General features: G+C 46.8%; 14 protein-coding genes. 8 read left to right on the top strand and 6 right to left on the bottom strand.

Annotated features, from left to right (window positions below; translation table 11 throughout):
- Positions 1 to 13: 13 nt before the first annotated feature.
- The 5 genes from C8N47_RS07790 to C8N47_RS07770 all read right to left on the bottom strand — a co-directional run bounded on the left by C8N47_RS07790 (position 14) and on the right by C8N47_RS07770 (position 6,606).
- Entirely contained in the window at positions 14 to 214 is a 201-nt protein-coding gene (locus C8N47_RS07790; RefSeq protein WP_107821975.1) for a PspC domain-containing protein, read from the bottom strand.
- Positions 215 to 225: 11 nt separating this feature from the next.
- Positions 226 to 1,836, bottom strand: a complete 1,611-nt coding sequence (locus tag C8N47_RS07785; RefSeq protein ID WP_107821974.1) for a PspC domain-containing protein — start codon at positions 1,834 to 1,836, stop codon at positions 226 to 228.
- Between the two features lie 24 nt (positions 1,837 to 1,860).
- Positions 1,861 to 2,196: a PadR family transcriptional regulator gene (locus C8N47_RS07780; RefSeq protein WP_107821973.1), complete on the bottom strand. Its 336-nt coding sequence runs from the start codon at positions 2,194 to 2,196 to the stop codon at positions 1,861 to 1,863.
- A 54-nt stretch (positions 2,197 to 2,250) separates the two neighbouring features.
- Positions 2,251 to 2,694, bottom strand: coding sequence for a hypothetical protein (locus C8N47_RS07775; protein WP_146161464.1), 444 nt, complete (start codon positions 2,692 to 2,694; stop codon positions 2,251 to 2,253).
- A gap of 618 nt (positions 2,695 to 3,312) precedes the next feature.
- Positions 3,313 to 6,606, bottom strand: coding sequence for a TonB-dependent receptor (locus tag C8N47_RS07770; protein WP_107821971.1), 3,294 nt, complete (start codon positions 6,604 to 6,606; stop codon positions 3,313 to 3,315).
- A gap of 623 nt (positions 6,607 to 7,229) precedes the next feature.
- On the opposite strand from C8N47_RS07770, the gene nadA reads away from it, so the two are divergent.
- Together nadA and C8N47_RS07760 are read left to right on the top strand one after the other, a co-directional pair.
- Positions 7,230 to 8,222 carry a quinolinate synthase NadA gene (nadA, locus tag C8N47_RS07765; protein ID WP_107821970.1) on the top strand — a complete coding sequence of 331 codons (993 nt, stop codon included), beginning with the start codon at positions 7,230 to 7,232 and terminating at the stop codon, positions 8,220 to 8,222.
- 172 nt (positions 8,223 to 8,394) lie between these two features.
- A complete protein-coding gene (locus tag C8N47_RS07760; RefSeq protein WP_107821969.1) occupies positions 8,395 to 9,123 on the top strand; it encodes a hypothetical protein in 729 nt (242 codons plus the stop codon).
- 239 nt (positions 9,124 to 9,362) lie between these two features.
- On the opposite strand, the gene C8N47_RS07755 is transcribed toward C8N47_RS07760, so the two are convergent.
- Positions 9,363 to 10,307, bottom strand: a complete 945-nt coding sequence (locus C8N47_RS07755; RefSeq protein WP_107821968.1) for a CPBP family intramembrane glutamic endopeptidase — start codon at positions 10,305 to 10,307, stop codon at positions 9,363 to 9,365.
- Positions 10,308 to 11,022: 715 nt separating this feature from the next.
- Here C8N47_RS07755 and dusB point away from each other — a divergent pair.
- From dusB to C8N47_RS07720, 6 genes are all read left to right on the top strand, one after another.
- Positions 11,023 to 12,036, top strand: a complete 1,014-nt coding sequence (gene dusB / locus C8N47_RS07750) for a tRNA dihydrouridine synthase DusB (RefSeq protein ID WP_107821967.1) — start codon at positions 11,023 to 11,025, stop codon at positions 12,034 to 12,036.
- Positions 12,033 to 12,416: a YkvA family protein gene (locus tag C8N47_RS07745; RefSeq protein ID WP_107821966.1), complete on the top strand. Its 384-nt coding sequence runs from the start codon at positions 12,033 to 12,035 to the stop codon at positions 12,414 to 12,416. The genes dusB and C8N47_RS07745 overlap by 4 nt, the downstream gene beginning before the upstream one ends.
- 102 nt (positions 12,417 to 12,518) lie before the next feature.
- On the top strand, positions 12,519 to 12,845 hold the full coding sequence (locus tag C8N47_RS07740) for a YXWGXW repeat-containing protein (protein WP_107822041.1): 327 nt from the start codon (positions 12,519 to 12,521) through the stop codon (positions 12,843 to 12,845).
- 388 nt (positions 12,846 to 13,233) lie between these two features.
- Positions 13,234 to 15,222, top strand: a complete 1,989-nt coding sequence (gene dnaG, locus C8N47_RS07730; RefSeq protein WP_107821964.1) for a DNA primase — start codon at positions 13,234 to 13,236, stop codon at positions 15,220 to 15,222.
- Positions 15,223 to 15,240: 18 nt separating this feature from the next.
- Positions 15,241 to 15,735: a pyridoxamine 5'-phosphate oxidase family protein gene (locus C8N47_RS07725; protein WP_107821963.1), complete on the top strand. Its 495-nt coding sequence runs from the start codon at positions 15,241 to 15,243 to the stop codon at positions 15,733 to 15,735.
- Between the two features lie 165 nt (positions 15,736 to 15,900).
- Positions 15,901 to 16,968: an NAD-dependent epimerase/dehydratase family protein gene (locus C8N47_RS07720; protein WP_107821962.1), complete on the top strand. Its 1,068-nt coding sequence runs from the start codon at positions 15,901 to 15,903 to the stop codon at positions 16,966 to 16,968.
- The last annotated feature ends 73 nt before the right edge of the window (positions 16,969 to 17,041 follow it).

The raw sequence follows: 17,041 nt of genomic DNA, 5'->3' as shown, positions 1-17,041 counted from the left end.
CGTTCTGCGATCTTTATTTCGATTCGATGGCCTGCGACGTTGGCATCACCAAAGCCAGCACCAGGTAAACCAGGATCAGGAACGGGTTGAACACCGAGAACACGGCCCACAACAGACGAATAATCAGGGGATCCATTTCGGGGTTAATGTAGTCGGAAATTCCACCGCAAACCCCGGCAAAAACGCGGTCGTAAGATTTGATAAGTCGTTTCATAGTTTCTTGTTTTATTCTGTTTTTGTTTGCTCGTAATTTTCTTTCACCGCCAGTCCGTCGGGAGTCATCACCCACGATTTGCCAACCATATCGCCATCCCAGGTGTTCGATACATTTTCAATGTCGTAAATAATTTTCACCATCTCATCGCTCAGGTAGATGGCCTTTCCTTCGGGCACTTTCAGGGTCATATCTACCTCCTGCCCTAACCAACGTTGGTCGTTTTTCAAGATATAATAAGGATCGAAATACAAGGTTGAGTCCTTCTGGTTGAAGTTATAGACGATGTCCTGCACTTCTTTTCCGGCAACTTCCTCGCTTGCTCCGCGCGACTTTTTCTTCACCACCAGCACAAAATCGGTCGTATTGCTCCGCTCAACATCCAGGTGCGGACGCCCCAGCAGCACCGATTCGCCATCCTTTTTCACCACTTTCATCCGATCCAGATCCAGCGATCGTTTGTGCGCGAACCGATAATCATCGTCCGTTAACTTCAGCGCCAGCGTATTGAAATTTTGTTGCTGTAATGTTACACTTTGAGTTATTGTGCTGCGCTCGGAGTAATCCTTCAACTGCCCTAGCGATACCAGAATGGTTGTAACAAAAGCCAGCAACCACACGCCCAAGCCCGAGAGCAGAATCACCTTATTGTTGGATTTGTAGCGGAACACAATTTTGGTTCCCACATAAAGAATGACCAGCAGCGGAATACCCACCAGAAACGCGATGGCAATCATCAACACCGTAACCGAAGCAGGTGCTATCAGGAACTGCGCCACATCGGGAACAGCAAAATGCCCGGCCCACGGAGCTCCGGTGATGACCGAGTGCCCGACAACCATGGAGATCAGAAAGGCCAGCAGACCGACAAAGCCAACGATCATCATCACAATTCCCAGAATCACGCCCAGAACCTTCAGAATCACTTTCAAGGCCTGGAAGATAAACTCGCCAAAACGGTTCACATTTTCGCGCCCTTTGTTATACGATTCGGAACTGCGGAAGCGATTATAACTTTCCTTCACTTCCGCTACTTCCTCCTTTATGGATTTCTCGATATTGGATACCGTAGCCTCCTGTCCGCGCATCTCCAGCTTTTGAGCCGTGGTTTTGGCCTTTGGTACGGCAATCCACAGCACCAGATAAACCAGGCCCCAAGTACCTCCTGTTGCAAAAAACAGGATCACATTCAGCACTCGAAGAATAACGGGATCCATATTAAAGTAGGCTCCCATACCGGAACACACGCCCCCCAGCACCCGGTGGTCGGGGTCGCGGTACATGCGCCGTTTAACACGTTGCCTGGCGGTGCCGGCTCCCTGCCCTGCCGGTTCCTCTTCGGCTTCAAGCCCTTCAGCCTCCAGAAAGTCTTCGGGTTTGCCCATGCGCTCCATCACCTCATCAACCCAGCTGTCGAGCACCACGTCTTTTTCTTCGTCCTCCATCTTTTGGGTGAAGAGCTCAGCAATCCGGGCTTCAATATCCTGCAAAATTTCGCGGCCATCCTCGTCCGAACCGAAATGGTTGGTGAGCATCTGCAGGTAGCTTTTCAGCTTTTCGTAAGCATCTTCTTCGATATGGAAAACACTGCCGCTTATATTGATGGTAAATGTCTTTTTCATTGCGTCCGTATTTTTTATGTCAGTTTATTTTTCCTTCCGGGTTCTGATGGTTTCAACAGCATCAACCAGCTCGACCCACGAATCGGCCAATCCTTCCAAAAACTGTTTCCCATCCTTGGTTAACTCATAATATTTACGCGGCGGTCCCTGTGTCGATTCTTCCCAGCGATAGGCCAGTAAGCCATCGTTTTTCAGCCGGGTCAACAGCGGGTAAAGTGTCCCTTCAACAACAATCATCTTCGAGTTTTTCAGCTCGTCGATGATATTGCTGGCATAGAGGGGCTTGCCGTCCAGCACCAGTAAGATGCAGTACTCCAAAACCCCTTTACGCATTTGTGCTTTCGTGTTTTCAATTTTCATGATCTTCCCCTTTCTTCAGCAGTCATATTTTCTCGTTCGTCGGTTCTCTTTTTCTTAGTTATTGAAGAACTGCGAGTCGCACATCCAGGCCTCCAGAGCCAATTCCTGTTCTTCTTCCGAAGCATAAGGGCTGGTATAAAAGTCGCTGTCGACCATCCAGTTTTCAATTTCCAAAGATGCTTCCCGATCAACGGTGGTGTAAAGGCTGCTTGCATTGAAATAATTGCTGTTGGTCATCCAACTTTCAACGGCTAAGTCCGCTTCTGCATCTTCCACGATATTGAACGCCTCGAAATTGGCTGTTCCGGGATTTTCGGATGACACCGGTACTGAAGTTATTTCAACCGGACTGTTATAACTCAATAATTCGTTCAATAGATTTTGGGCGCTTGTGGTGAAGCTGAATAGAACTACGCTGACTAAAACGACAGCTGTACGTAACAAACCATTTAATACGCGATTGTTGTTGTTTCCTGTTGTGTTGCTTCTAGTTTTCATGATAATGCCTCCTGCTTGTTTTGTTTCTGTTTTCTGTTTTCTGAATGCTTAATTGCTTTGTTTTCTTGCTTGCTTTGAGACTTGTTGTTTTCTGTTTCCGTTTTTAAGACGACTGTTTTTCAGTTTCGTTACACTTGATATAGAACTTTTTTTAAACTATTTCTATTCTTTACCTTGAAATCGGTATTGCAAATATACATCCATTAGATACTACTCTGCAATACATAGTAGTATATTTTTCGCAATATTTCGGTAAACGGAGAATTTTGACCGGTAAACAGCGAGAAGTACCGTAATTCGTTAAGACGATAAAAAAGATCGGATATACAAATGCTGACCAGGAGGTTGAAAGCCGAAGCAATCCGCTAGTTCAATCGAATGCGAGCTATCAACTTATTCAAAACGCCATCATGATTCCGAGGGAATCTCCAACAGGGAGGAAAGTTTACTATTTTTCAACAATGCTGTTGTCGTTGTTTTCAAAAGTTGTCGGGTTGTCGTTCCACATCTAATCAAAACCTTTATTAACATGGCGCCTTAGCGCCTCTGCCTGGCAAACTTTCAAAAGAAAAGGGCTCCCCGAAGGAAGCCCCATATTAATTGATGATACCAAATGGATCAAAAGAAATAGCGCACACCAACCTGCAACTGCCAACACTGACTGTAGTTCTCATAAGTGGAATAGGTTTTTGTTGGGTACTCCCCACCGACTTTCACCATGGAGTATGAAGGGACATTGGCATTCACTTCTTCCAATTTCAGAATAGCTCCATAATTACTTGCGGCCATATTTTTATTAACCCCCCATTTCGAATTAATTAAGTTACCAACATTTAACACATCGGCACTCAATTGAATTGTATGAGCTGTCTTGCCAACTTTCAATGAGAAGTCCTCTAAAATCCGCAAATCGAATTTGTGAACCCAAGGCGCACGAGCTGCATTTGCTTCAGCGTATTCACCTTTATGCTTACTCAAATAGTCATCTTGCTCCAAAAATTTGAAGAACGCATTCTCATCTTCAGCAGAAACAAATTGGATGTCGCCTTTTGCCTTGGGGATATAAATTAAATCTGCATTAACGCCATCACCATTCATATCGTTGCTGTAGGTAAATGAATTACCGTAAGGAGAATAACCCGAGTAAAATACACTAATGGTAGTTCCTCTCATAATTTTAGACTCATCGTGACCAAAACGGTAAGTAAGCGATCCGATTACTTTGTTCGGAGTTACATATTGCGAACGTTGCGCATCGGCCATATTCGGACCATTTACAGAAGCAACACCACTCCAGGCAGAGTTTGCATAGCTACCTGGCATACCTGATACTTCTTTCATTTCAGTATGCGTATAAGCAGCCATCAATTTCAAATCCTTAATTGGCTCTGCATTCACGGTCAGGTTCAAGGTATATCCATAACCTTTGCTCGTATTTGTTAATACACAGGCGTCTCTAACACCCTGTGCCGACGGAGAATATTTATACGTATCCGGATAAATATAGCGATTATCCGATCCGGCAAACGTTTCCCAGCTGTCAGTTGGATTCATCACCAAGTAGTTCTCCTGCATTACAGCATTCACATTTTTAGTGAATATAGCTTCAGCAGTTACTGCTAAGGGGAACTCAAGGGGCACCTGGAAATCTACGGCTGCAGCGGTTTTCCATACCTGAGGCATTTTAAAATCGGGATCTACACCTGCAACAGAGCTCGGAATACTGCCATCTTCCGGAGTCACTTCGGTTTGAAAACCAAGCGTTGAAATCATTTCATCAACATCTGTTAGGATTCCTCCTTGCAGCAAATCCAACCGTTCATCCCTGCTTTTTACCGAACCATCAGCATTGAAACTCGTCTGTACTTTCATTAACAATTGATTCATACCGGCATTGGAAGGCATATTGGTAAAAAATACCAACGGCAAACGACCGGTAAACAAACCTGTTCCACCACGTACGATGATTGATTTGTCTCCTTTAACATCGAAATTCACACCCACGCGCGGAGAGAGATTAATCTTAGAATCGGGCCATGCTCCTGTATCAATTTTACGGCCTCCAAAATCAAGATCGTAAATAGCCTGATTACGCATAATATCATTGACAAATTTCAAATTATCGGCTCGCAAACCGAGCGTTAATTTCAACCTTGGACTAATTGTCCATTCATCTTGTACGTATCCACCTAGCTGTCGAAATACGACTTCGTTTACCGGATTTTTTTCACCATTGGCACCATAAGTAAGCGCAAAGTCAACAGGTGCAGCTCCGGTTAAGAAATCAGACAAACTCGCATAACGATAATATCCGGTGCCGCTTCGCATATAAGAGTTACTCGCTGATTGATGCTCATAACTAATCCCGGCAGTCAATTTATGTGCATCCAAATAATAGGTAAAGTTGTCGGTAACGGTGTAAATTTTGTTTTTCACACCATTATTATACGTAAACAACTCGTAGCCCGCGGAAATATATGGATCCAACGCTTCAGCACCTGTCGCAATATCACCACTCATAATATCGATAAAAGGAAACTCCGAAGAATTCGTACCACGCACATCCTGAATGTCGGAATAGGTAGCGATCACTTGATTTGACATCTTCTCGCTAATTCGACTATTCAACTCGATGGTCCCTGATTTTACCAGGTTTTCCATGGAGTACATCGAATTGGCATAAGACATTGAATACTGAGAAACACGATTCTTATTTCTGTCGCGGTAGGCACCATCTGTTGAATTACCATTTGGCGCGTTCCAAGCCGTATTTTTGGTATAATTGTAACGAACATTCAATTTATTGGCATCATTAATGTTCCAGTCCACACGAGCCAAATACTTGATATTCTCCTGATCAGCAGGAAAGTCGGTAAATGAACCCGTATTATATCCGTAGTTATTTTTCAGATGATCGGACACTGCCTGCAAATCGGCAACCGTTGTTCTTGAAATGGTTTGTCCATCAGACACACCATCGGTTGAAGGCTTCCAGTTTACTGCTTGTTCCGGACTCTTCTCTTTTTCGATATTACCAAAGAAGAACAACTTGTTTTTAATGATTGGGCCACCTAAAGACGCGCCGTAAGTTGTTTTCGACTCTTCGGCCGGATCACCAAAATATTTATCGCCGATTTTATTACCACGCATATCCTGGTTCCGGTAATAAGTGTATGCCGATCCTTTAAAGGTGTTGGTTCCCGATTTGGTGATTGCATTAATACCACCACCAATGAAATTTGTCTGACGAACATCAAACGGGGCAATCACCACCTGTACTTCTTCGATGGCATCCATCGAAATCGGGTTGCCTCCTCCGGGGAGACTCGAGCTCAGCCCAAAGTTATTATTAAAGTTCGCCCCGTCAACGGTAAAATTCGTCGAACGTCCGTCACCGCCCGCAAAACTCATCCCATTAGCATAGGGAGACACCTTTGCCAAATCAGAGATACTACGGTTAATTGTAGGCATCTCATTCATTTGTTCGTTCGTGATATTTGTTGTTGCGCCGGTTTTATCGGTTTGAAACGCTGATTTAGTGCCCACGACCAGGATTTCGCCGACATCAATCGTACTCTCCTTTAAACTAACATTCAGAATAGAGGTTTCTCCCAAGCTAAGCTTAACATTTGTATAAATTCCTTTTGCATAACCAATAAAAGACACCTCCACCTTGTATGGGCCTCCGGAACGCATCCCCTGTAAGTCGAACAAGCCTTCGGTATTTGAAATCGTACTGTAACGCGTCCCCGATGGTTCATGAACAGCAACCACCGTAGCATTCGGAAGCCGCTCTCCGGACGCATCCGAAATGACACCACTTAGCCCCGAACTTGTTATCTGAGCCATCGTCGACGCACAAGTCACTAACAGCAAAATCAGCAACACTGAATTTCTAAGTAAGTTTTTCATAACATTTTCATAGATTAATTTAATACAACAAAGAACTAAAATTATTATTTAGCTTTAATTAACTCATCTTCACGTAATCGTTAAAAAATCATTCTTTGTTCTCTCTCCAATTCCTTACAAAAACTTTATTGATCGACTATTTTGTCCTGCCCCCCAGCAAACACACCTATTGCTGTCAAACCAAAAGTGAAGTGCTAAAAATCACGATTTTAAATATAGTAATAATCAACAAGTTGAAAAACATAGAAATCATTTTAGCAGAACAACATAAAACAGATAGAAGCCATCGTCCCGGAAGCTTCAACACGAATGAAGCGGACCAATCGGTTAGCCCCACACCGTCTTATCACACATCATAAGCTATTTGATTAATATTTAAAGTAATCAGCCGACAGGGCATATTCCAAACAAAACTCGCTCTCAAGTCCATCAACATGCAGGGAATTAAAAACAGTATGAGATACAGATGGCACATTCCCCCTCCGTTTTAGTACACATTCCGGCGAATCGTCGCAGGTTATACGAAGCTGTTGAGCATGAAAACATTTCGCCGATTGATACGTTTTTTTAATAGGAATTTGTAAATTTGCGGCCACATTTTTTTAAGCAAAGGAGCTACCACAATGGAAAGAAAACAGCTACAAGTGATGTTGGAACAAAACGGCCACATTGTCGAACCCATTGACCCCAAGTTGAAATTGGTTGACGAAATTAACCGTTTGAAAAAGGAGAAGAATGCTGTCATCCTAAGTCACTTTTATGTTGACGGGGAATTGCAGGACATTGCCGACTACGTGGGCGACAGCCTGCAACTGGCACAGGAAGCTGCCAAAACCGAAGCCGACATGATTGTGTTTGTTGGGGTTCACTTCATGGCTGAAACGGCCAAAATCATCAACCCTTCCAAAAAGGTAATCCTGCCCGACCTGAAGGCCGGCTGTTCGCTTGCCGAGTCGGCTCCCATTGAAAAGTTCAAGCAATTCAAAGCACAATATCCCGACCACAAGGTTATTTCGTACATCAACTGTACGGCCGACCTGAAAACGGTAACCGATGTGGTTTGCACCTCGTCCAACGCTGTAAAAATCGTTGAGAGTTTCCCCAAAGATGAAAAACTGATCTTTGCTCCCGACAAAAACCTGGGCAACTACCTGAACAGCCTCACCGGCCGCGACATGATCCTTTGGGATGGCGCCTGCATGGTTCACGAGCAGTTTGCCGTTGAGAAGATCGTTGACCTGATGAACGAACACCCCGATGCCGACTTCATTGCCCATCCGGAGTGTGAAAAACCCGTTTTATTGCTGGCTAAACACATCGGCTCCACCTCGTCGTTGTTAAATTACGTGCAGGAAAGCCCGGCGAAAAAATTCATCGTTGCTACCGAAAGCGGTATTTTACACCAGATGAAGAAAGCGTGTCCGGATAAAATATTCATTCCTGCACCATCCAACGACTCCACCTGTGCTTGCGCCGATTGTTCGTATATGAAGCTCAACAGCCTGCAAAAGCTGTACATCTGCATGAAGCACGAACAACCTGAAATTCAACTTCCTGAAGAGGTTATGAACGCGGCCAGAAAGTCGATAGTACGAATGTTGGAAATTTCGAAATAAGCAATAAAATTGAAAAAAACTTATTAACACCGGGGCCGTTTTGTTTGAAACGCAATCTTAAGCTCGTGGGTTACAACGGGTTTTAAACAGCAATTTGTTAATTAGTTTTTCACCGAATAGTCCATCCCGCCTGTGCGATTTGTTAACTTCGTGTAAAGAAAATTATGCGATTATGCCGTACAGAAGGTTACCCAACACAGATCAGGCCAGGATGCGCGCTATTGAAGCTGCCCTGGAAAAAGGCAAACGGATAGCAACATCCGAACTAGCTTTTAGTTATCTCAGTCTGGAGAAACTCCAATCGATCTACCCACGCCTTTCGGGATCGATCCGCCAGCTAAATGCCGCCAAGCAAAATCAATTTGACAAGTCGCGCGAGTACGGCGAAATTTTCAAAAAAGCCAAGCTTTACCTTTCGCACTTCCTGCAAGTGATGAGCTTTGCCATCATCCGCGAAGAGCTACGGCCCGAGGTACGTGCATTTTACGGCTTAGACCCCAACAGTCAACGCCTGCCCGCGCTGAACCTCGAGAAAGATGTACTGGAATGGGGCGAACGCATCATCCGCGGCGAAGCACAACGCTGCCAAAAAGGTGGAAGCCCGATTTACAGTCCTTCCATTGCCTTGGTAAAGGTGCATTTCGAGGCCTTCATCGACGCCTTCCGCCACCAAAAGATGCTGCAAAATATCACCAACCGGGCGTCGGAACAGATGAATATGGTTCGCGACGAAGCCGACAAACTCATTCAGGAAGTTTGGAATGAAGTAGAGGAAAAATTCAGCATGCTGCCCGACGATGCAAAACGCGAAAAAGCCACAAGCTACGGCATCACCTACGTTTACCGGCCATCGGAACTGAAGAAAATGGAAGCGGAAAAATTACAGACCAACTTGTTTTAATGCGCTGTTGCGCACTTACCAGCCATCCGACGCCACAACAATGGGGCTGTTGTTCGGTGATGGCATTCAGCGTCATTAATTGTCATTCAGTTGTCGTTCGACTGTCATTTGTAGTCATTCAATCGTCATTGAGTGGGCATTTGTAGTCATTCGATTGTCATTTTATAGTCATTGGGTGGGCATTCCTTATCAATTACGTCAAAAGCAATGCGGGTTGCAGAATCGCCCAAACAAGCGCTTTATTCCAGGCCGGCAACGATTGTCGCCCGGCGTTTTTTCATCTGAAAAATTAGCCAGATGGTACAAGCCAAGCTAACCAGCGCAATGGGCCAGTAAAAGGCAATGCCATCCGAAAAATCGGGATCGACCACCTGCTCTAAGCCACTCGGCCCCGACTTAGCCGCATACAGCGCAAACACCCCGACCGCATTATTGATAAAATGCGCCACAACCGGTACCCAAATCGATCCGCTGTAAACCAGGAAATAGCCAAACAACGCCCCCAGCAGCAAACGCGGCACAAAGCCGAAAAACTGCAAATGCAATGCGCTAAACAGGAAGGCTGAGATCCAGATTCCCCAATGGTAGTTGCGGGTCATCTTGGTGAAAATTTGCTGCACCACCCCGCGAAACAAAAATTCTTCGCCCAAGGCCGGGATCACAGCAATCATAAACAGGTTGAAAAGCAAACCGCCAAGCCCTTCAACCGCGATAAACTTACCAATGGCAAACTCGGCCTGATCTTCCATCGCGCGCATCCAGCTTTCGATGCCCGAGGCCCAATCCGGAAAGCTCATCTGCTGGTTGAGATGCCCCACAAGCGATATAAACGGCGTAACAACCAGCAAGGCCAGCACGCCCAACACCACAAACCGGACGTTCAAGCGGCCGCGCATACTCAGGTATTTGGCCGGGCTTCCCACATAAAACCACCCGATAGCGAATGGCGGCAACACAAACAAACCGATGGATTGCATCACCTGAAAGTATTTCAGCAGCTCGATATGGGCGGGGTTGTCCAGGTTAGCCCCCGAGAAAACCTCCATCAGCAAGGCCCCTCCAAACAAGGGGATGGCAGCAACCGTAGCCACCAGCATAACCACCAGCATCGAAACCAGAATCATAAATAAAGCCATGAAAAGCTCGGACACGGCACCCATGCCCCGAAATGCAGTAAACGTCATAAAGTTGATTTTAAGCGATCACCCAAAGATAGGAAAATAGTGGTGAGTAGTGAGACATGAGTCGTGAGTAGTGAGACATGAGACATGAGTCGTGAGTAGCCGCCCCCCGCAATCCAGTGACTCCCCCTCGAACAAAAAAAACACAGATGATTCGGAGGGAATCACCAGTAGGGATGAAAGTATAGTAGTTTTCGATTATACTGTTGTCGTTGTTTTCAAAAGTTATCGGGTTGTCGATCCACTTCTAATCAAAACCAGTTATTGACATGACGCCTTAGCACCTCTGCGGAGTAAGACTTTCATAGAAAAAAAAAAAAACGATGCTTCGTGTACTTTCACCAAGCATCGCTTAAGCCAACTAAGAACCGAAGAATCAGGCTTTACTCTTGGCAGCCTTTTTCTCCTTCTTTTCGAGCCGTTTTTCTTTCAACGACTTCACGGGCTCTTTCTTAGCGCTCTTTTTGGCGTCGTGTGCTTTGGTCATGATGCATCAATTTAAACGTTCAACTTCAAACGGTAAACACCATAAATAAACCGTTGAAAATTACGCCATTTTTCAATCCGTTGTTCTTCAATTGAACGGAGATTGAAGAAATATTTTAAAAACGTAGAAATCATTTCCAGCAGAAATAGAAAACTTGAACATCCGATTTTCAGACACATCCAATAAATCCCATAAACGTTTATCTTTGCGGCGAATTAAAGTGAAGTAAACGTGAAGATTGGATCGATTGAATTGGAAGGGACGCCGCTGTTTTTGGCACCCATGGAGGATGTAACCTACAAGTCGTTTCGCCATATATGCAAGCAAAATGGCGTGGATGTGATGTACACCGAGTTTGTGTCGTCGGAAGCGCTGATTCGCGAAGTAGAGAAAACGCGCCTGAAAATGGAAATTGAGGACGACGACCGCCCCGTTGCCATCCAGATTTACGGCTACGACCTCCAGTCGATGGCCAATGCCGCCCGCATTGCCGAAGAGCTCGAACCCGACTTCATCGACATCAACTTTGGCTGCCCCATGAAAAAAATCGTGAAAAAAGGCGCTTGCTCGGCCCTCTTGCAAGATCTGCCCAAGATGCAGCAAATGGCCGCCGAGGTGGTCAAAAGCGTGTCGCTGCCCGTAACGGCCAAAACGCGCCTGGGCTGGGACGAAAACAACAAGGTGATCCTCGAAGCGGCCGAACGCTTGCAGGATGCCGGCATTTCGGCACTGGCTGTTCACGGACGTACCCGCAGCCAGCTGTACACCGGCGAGGCCGACTGGACCCTGATTGGCGAAGTTAAAAACAGCCCCCATATCCACATCCCCATCATCGGCAACGGCGATATTAACGGCCCCGAAAAAGCCGCCGAGCTACTCCGCCAAACCGGCGTTGACGGCCTGATGATTGGCCGCGGCGCTATTGGTCGCCCCTGGATCTTCAACGAAATTAAACACTACCTGCGCACCGGCGAGCTACTGCCCCCGCCAACGGTTGCCGAGATCATCCTGCAGCTCCAAAAGCAACTCAGCATCACCATCGACTGGAAAGGCAACGAGAAAAGCGCCATCCTGATGATGCGCCGCCATTTTGCCCGCTCCTTTCCCGGTGTACCAAACTTCCGGAATCACCGTATAAAACTCCTGCAGGCCGATAACATAGAGGCCATAAGCGCCATCATGGCCAACATCGTTGAACACTGCGGCGATTTGCGGGTTGATTACAGTAATATGAGCTTAAAATGACCGATTTAGGGTACAAAAAATATTATTCTGAAACTTCGTTTAAAGACAAAATAAAGGACCGGGCACAGCAAGCAGGCACCAAGGTGATTTACGCCGCCCTGCTGCTGTACTACCTGATGAAAGATCCACTGGTGCCGCTTACCGCCAAACTAACCATTACGGCCGCCCTGGGCTATTTCATTCTCCCCACCGATGCCATTCCGGACCTGGCTCCGCTGGTCGGCTTCAGCGACGATTTGGGTGTTCTCATCTTTGCTCTCAACCAAATTGCCGAGTATATTACCCCCGAAATTAAGGTGAAAGCAACCCAACAATTACAGCACATCTTCAAAAACCTGAAAAAAGAAGATATTCACGAGCTGGAGCAGAAAGTTATATAGCAACTCCGGGCTACAATTTTTCATTCTCTTTAGAACAACACACAATCTTTAGCTGCTGGCATCGTTTTTGGTTCGTATCCACTGATCAATAAAACAAAACCCATGAAAAAATTCCGTTTCATTATACTGATGGTACTAGCGGCCTGGGTATTGGGCAGTCCAAAAGCGACAGCACAGGTAATTGTCGAGAAAAAACCCAATCCGCCCGAACAATATGTTGCCCCTCCGCCCAAACCCGGCTCCGATTATGTGCTGATACCGGGACACTGGCTGTGGTCGCGCGAACACAAAATGTACGTGTGGGTTATTCCGGCGTGGGTGCCTAAAAAAGAAGACCAACAATGGCGCCCCGGCTACTGGAAACAACTGCCGCGCGGCTGGAAATGGATTCCCGGAAAATGGGAACGCAAAGACCGAAAACGCTGGTAATCGCGCTACGAGCCGCACAACAAACACGACACCCATAGCTGCTATTCAATAGAAAAAACCTACATGATTCCGGGGAATCTCCAACAGCGATGAAAGTTTAGTATTTTTCGACGATGCTGTTGTCGTTGCTTACAAAAGTTATCAAGTTGTTGCCCAAAACAGCATCTGCGAGCAAGGAGGTGGTTTGATCAACGAGAAAAAATTGGGACCGAGTGGCCTGATTTTATCAAGACCGGAGTCAAAAGAAAAGCCGGTATTCTTTTCAACCCGCATTCCTGTTGGCTCGCCCCGAATTGACAGCTTCCGTGCGCTGCCAGTACTCAAAATTGCCGGTTTAGAGGCTTCCGCCACACTCAACCCAATTCAAAATTTGCTACTTTTGTAGCGCATGATCGACCAGGCAACCATAGACCGAATTATTGACGCAGCCGAGATTTCGGAAGTCGTCGGCGAGTTTGTTACCCTCAAACGCCGCGGGGTAAACATGATCGGGAACTGCCCCTTTCACAACGAAAAAACCCCTTCCTTCACGGTGTCGCCCACCAAGGGAATCTTCAAGTGTTTTGGCTGCGGCAAAGGCGGCAACTCGGTCAACTTTATTATGGAGCACGAGACGCTTTCCTACCCCGAAGCGCTAAAATGGCTGGCCCGCAAATACCATATCGAGGTAAAAGAAGAAGAGGAAAGCCCCGAGCAGAAACAACAAAAGGACGATCGCGAAAGTATGATGATCGTCTCGGCTTGGGCCCAAAAATACTTCTCCCGCTACCTGCTGCAAGAGAATGAAGGGCGCGCCGTAGGCTTGAGCTATATCCGCGAGCGGGGCATCCGCGACGATATTGTCAAAAAATTTGAGCTGGGCTTTTGCCCCGATGGGAAAAATGTGTTCACCCAGGAGGCCCAAAAGCAAGGCTACAAAATGGAATACCTGGAACGAACCGGGCTCACCATTAAACGAGACGACTGGGTGCGCGACCGCTTTGCCGGAAGGGTGATGTTTCCCATTCACAACATTGCCGGGCGGGTAATCGCCTTTGGCGGACGAACCCTGAAAGCCGACAAAAACATCGCCAAGTACCTCAACTCGCCCGAGTCGGATATTTATCACAAAAGCCGCGTCCTGTATGGCATCTATCAGGCCAAACGGGAAATTAGCCGCGCCGACAAGTGTTATCTGGTTGAAGGGTATACCGATGTGTTGTCGATGCATCAGGCCGGCATCGAAAATGTTGTCGCCTCGTCGGGAACAGCCCTCACCCACGATCAAATTCGCTTAATTAAGCGTTTCACCCCCAACATTACCATCATTTACGATGGCGATGCTGCCGGTATTAAAGCCTCGCTGCGGGGAATCGACCTGGTACTGGAGGAAGGCGTAAACGTTAAGGTGCTGCTCTTGCCCGATGGTGAAGACCCCGACTCGTTTGCCCGCTCCATGAGCTCGAGCCAGCTCACAGCCTACATCGAAGAAAACGAAACCGACTTCATTCGCTTTAAAACCAAACTGCTGATGAAAGGAGCGGCCAACGACCCGATTGAAAAATCGCGGCTGGTGAACGACATTGTTCGCTCTATTGCCATCGTTCCCGATGCCATCACACGCTCCATCTACATCCAGGATTGCAGCCGGCTGATGGCTGTGCAGGAAGAAGTGCTTTACACGCAGGTTCGCAAAATTATTCACAAGCACACCGAAGAGTTGCAGAAAAAAAGCTACCGCGACCGCAACTACAAGCAACAACAAGAACCGGCTCCCGACTTCTTCTTCGACGAACCGGCAACTGCTTCTGCAAAGCCGGTAACGCCCCTCAAGCCACAATTCACCTGCGAAGTTGAGGAGCGCGAGATCATCCGCATCCTGCTCAAATACTTCAACGAAGAAGTTTTTGAAGAGGAAGATGAACAAGGCGAGCCAATAAGCATCACCGTCGGGCAGTTTGTGCTGGAGGAACTGGACAACGACGGGCTGGTGTCGGACAATGCGCTGATCAACCATGTTCTCGACTTATTTGCCGAGAACCTTGAAAACCCGGACTTTAAACCGCAAAGCTTCTTTATTCGCAACAGCAACCCCGAGGTTAGCCAACTGGCAACCGACCTGCTGGCCGACAAATATATTGAAAGCAAACGCTGGAAAAAGGGAGGCGCTTTTGTTGAAGAAGAACATGAGATTCTGGATCTTCTGGTTCCCAAAATTGTGCAGGAGTACAAACTAAGCAAGGTACGCCAAATGCTTCGCAGTCTGGAGAAAGACATCCAGGCATCCTATGCAGCCAACGACGATGACAAGCTGATGAACTGCCTGAATCAGGTGCACAACATTAAAAAAATTGAGAAGGCACTAAGCGAGCAGCTGGGTAACCGCACCATCTTATAACCCCCAAAACCCCTAAAAATGAGAACCCTGTTTATTGAAGACCGCAACGAAATTGACCAAATTATCCGTGCCTGCAAAACCTGCTACGTAGCCGTGAGCGACCAGGGCACTCCCTATGTGCTGCCGCTGAACTTTGGCTACGACGGCAAATCAGTGATCCTGCACTCGGCTCAACATGGGCGTCTGTGGGATAGCCTGCAGAAAAACCCCAAAGTTTGCATCAACTGGACCCTGGGCGAAGAATTAGCCTGGCAGGATGTTCGTGTGGGCTGTAGCTACCGGGTAAAATCGAAATCGGTTTTAGTGGAAGGAACCGTTGAGTTTGTGAACGATTACGACCAGAAAGTCAGCTGCCTGGAGGCCACGATGGCTCAGTACGACTCCGAACGGCAATTTAAGTTCAGCAAACCGTCGGTGATGAATGTGGGAATCATGAAGGTTCACATCGACAAAATCACGGCCAAGGAATTTGGTGCCAAAGCGGTTACCCCCTGGAGCCAGGACAAAGAATAGATCGCTCCTGGTTAATCTTGCTGAAAAACGATGAAATCTGAAAGAGATCATTATTTTTGTCAGAACACCCACACAAACACGCACATTGAAAAATTCGCTGAATGTTGATCGGTATTTAATCGCCCAGGCGTTCACAAATTGCTGGATGCTGAAAGGAGGTGAAGCATGATTTTCGTGACCGGAGGAACAGGTCTTGTCGGCTCGCACCTGCTTTTCAACCTGCTGCAGACCGGCAACAAGGTTCGTGCCCTGAAACGCCCAAACAGCAACATGAAAGCGGTCATTAAATCATTTTCGTACTATACCGACAAAGCCGAGGAACTTTTTCAACAAATTGAATGGGTTGAAGGTGATATTCTCGACTATCACAGCCTGGAGGACCTACTGAACGGCGTAACCGATGTATACCACTGTGCCGCCATGGTGTCTTTTCACCCCAACGACCACGACAGCATGTTGAATAACAACGTGAAAGGAACCGCCAACCTGATTGATGCAGCAATTGTGAACAAGGTGAAACGTTTTTGTCATATCAGCTCAATTGCGGCTTTAGGCAAAACCCAGGACGGCACGCTGATCGACGAAGAAACCTACTGGATTCCGTCCAAACAAAAGTCGGCGTATAGCCTGAGTAAGTTTTTTTCCGAGATGGAAGTATGGCGCGGCATCGAGGAAGGCGTGGATGCGGTGATCGTTAACCCCTCGATTATTCTGGGGCCGGGAAACTGGGATATTGGCAGTCCCAAGCTTTTCCAGACCATCTGGAAAGGATTAAAATACTATACCAAAGGAGAAACCGGCTTTGTGGATGTGCGCGATGTTGTCCGGGCGATGGCTCAGCTGATGGAGGCCAGAACCTTTGAGCAAGTTAAAAATCAGCGTTTCATCCTGAATGCCGGGAATATGAGCTATCAGGATTTCTTCAATCAAATTGCCGATGCCTTACAACGCCCGCGCCCTAAAACCTTTGCCTCGGATCTGATTCTGAAAATTGCCTGGCGGGCAGCCCGTTTAGCGAGCTTTTTCTCCGGTAAGCGTCCTGCAATCACGCGCGAAACTGTTTCGGGAAGCAATAACATCAACCACTACAACGGATCCAAAATTCAACGATCAATCGATTTCAGCTACCACCCGTTAAATCAAACAATCGTGGACATCGCCCAGCTTTTCCTGCAAGATGTGGAACAACTGACACCCGGAGGTCACCCAAAAGCGAAAAAAGCATCACACTGACCGTCGCCCCAATAACCGCTGATTGTCATTCAATTTTGCTAAAACAAAGGCTACTCCACGGCTCCCCGCTTTC

This window comes from Mangrovibacterium marinum (assembly GCF_003046625.1).
Classification (GTDB): Bacteria; Bacteroidota; Bacteroidia; order Bacteroidales; family Prolixibacteraceae; genus Mangrovibacterium; species Mangrovibacterium marinum.
This window is presented reverse-complemented; position numbering and strand designations above follow the sequence as displayed.

Bases quoted from the DNA above. Each gene is read 5' to 3' on its own strand.
- C8N47_RS07790 (WP_107821975.1), bottom strand. From the start codon at position 214: ATGAAACGACTTATCAAATCTTACGACCGCGTTTTTGCCGGGGTTTGC.
- C8N47_RS07785 (WP_107821974.1), bottom strand. From the start codon at position 1,836: ATGAAAAAGACATTTACCATCAATATAAGCGGCAGTGTTTTCCATATC.
- C8N47_RS07780 (WP_107821973.1), bottom strand. From the start codon at position 2,196: ATGAAAATTGAAAACACGAAAGCACAAATGCGTAAAGGGGTTTTGGAG.
- C8N47_RS07775 (WP_146161464.1), bottom strand. From the start codon at position 2,694: ATGAAAACTAGAAGCAACACAACAGGAAACAACAACAATCGCGTATTA.
- C8N47_RS07770 (WP_107821971.1), bottom strand. From the start codon at position 6,606: ATGAAAAACTTACTTAGAAATTCAGTGTTGCTGATTTTGCTGTTAGTG.
- nadA (WP_107821970.1), top strand. From the start codon at position 7,230: ATGGAAAGAAAACAGCTACAAGTGATGTTGGAACAAAACGGCCACATT.
- C8N47_RS07760 (WP_107821969.1), top strand. From the start codon at position 8,395: ATGCCGTACAGAAGGTTACCCAACACAGATCAGGCCAGGATGCGCGCT.
- C8N47_RS07755 (WP_107821968.1), bottom strand. From the start codon at position 10,307: ATGACGTTTACTGCATTTCGGGGCATGGGTGCCGTGTCCGAGCTTTTC.
- C8N47_RS07745 (WP_107821966.1), top strand. From the start codon at position 12,033: ATGACCGATTTAGGGTACAAAAAATATTATTCTGAAACTTCGTTTAAA.
- C8N47_RS07740 (WP_107822041.1), top strand. From the start codon at position 12,519: ATGAAAAAATTCCGTTTCATTATACTGATGGTACTAGCGGCCTGGGTA.
- dnaG (WP_107821964.1), top strand. From the start codon at position 13,234: ATGATCGACCAGGCAACCATAGACCGAATTATTGACGCAGCCGAGATT.
- C8N47_RS07725 (WP_107821963.1), top strand. From the start codon at position 15,241: ATGAGAACCCTGTTTATTGAAGACCGCAACGAAATTGACCAAATTATC.
- C8N47_RS07720 (WP_107821962.1), top strand. From the start codon at position 15,901: ATGATTTTCGTGACCGGAGGAACAGGTCTTGTCGGCTCGCACCTGCTT.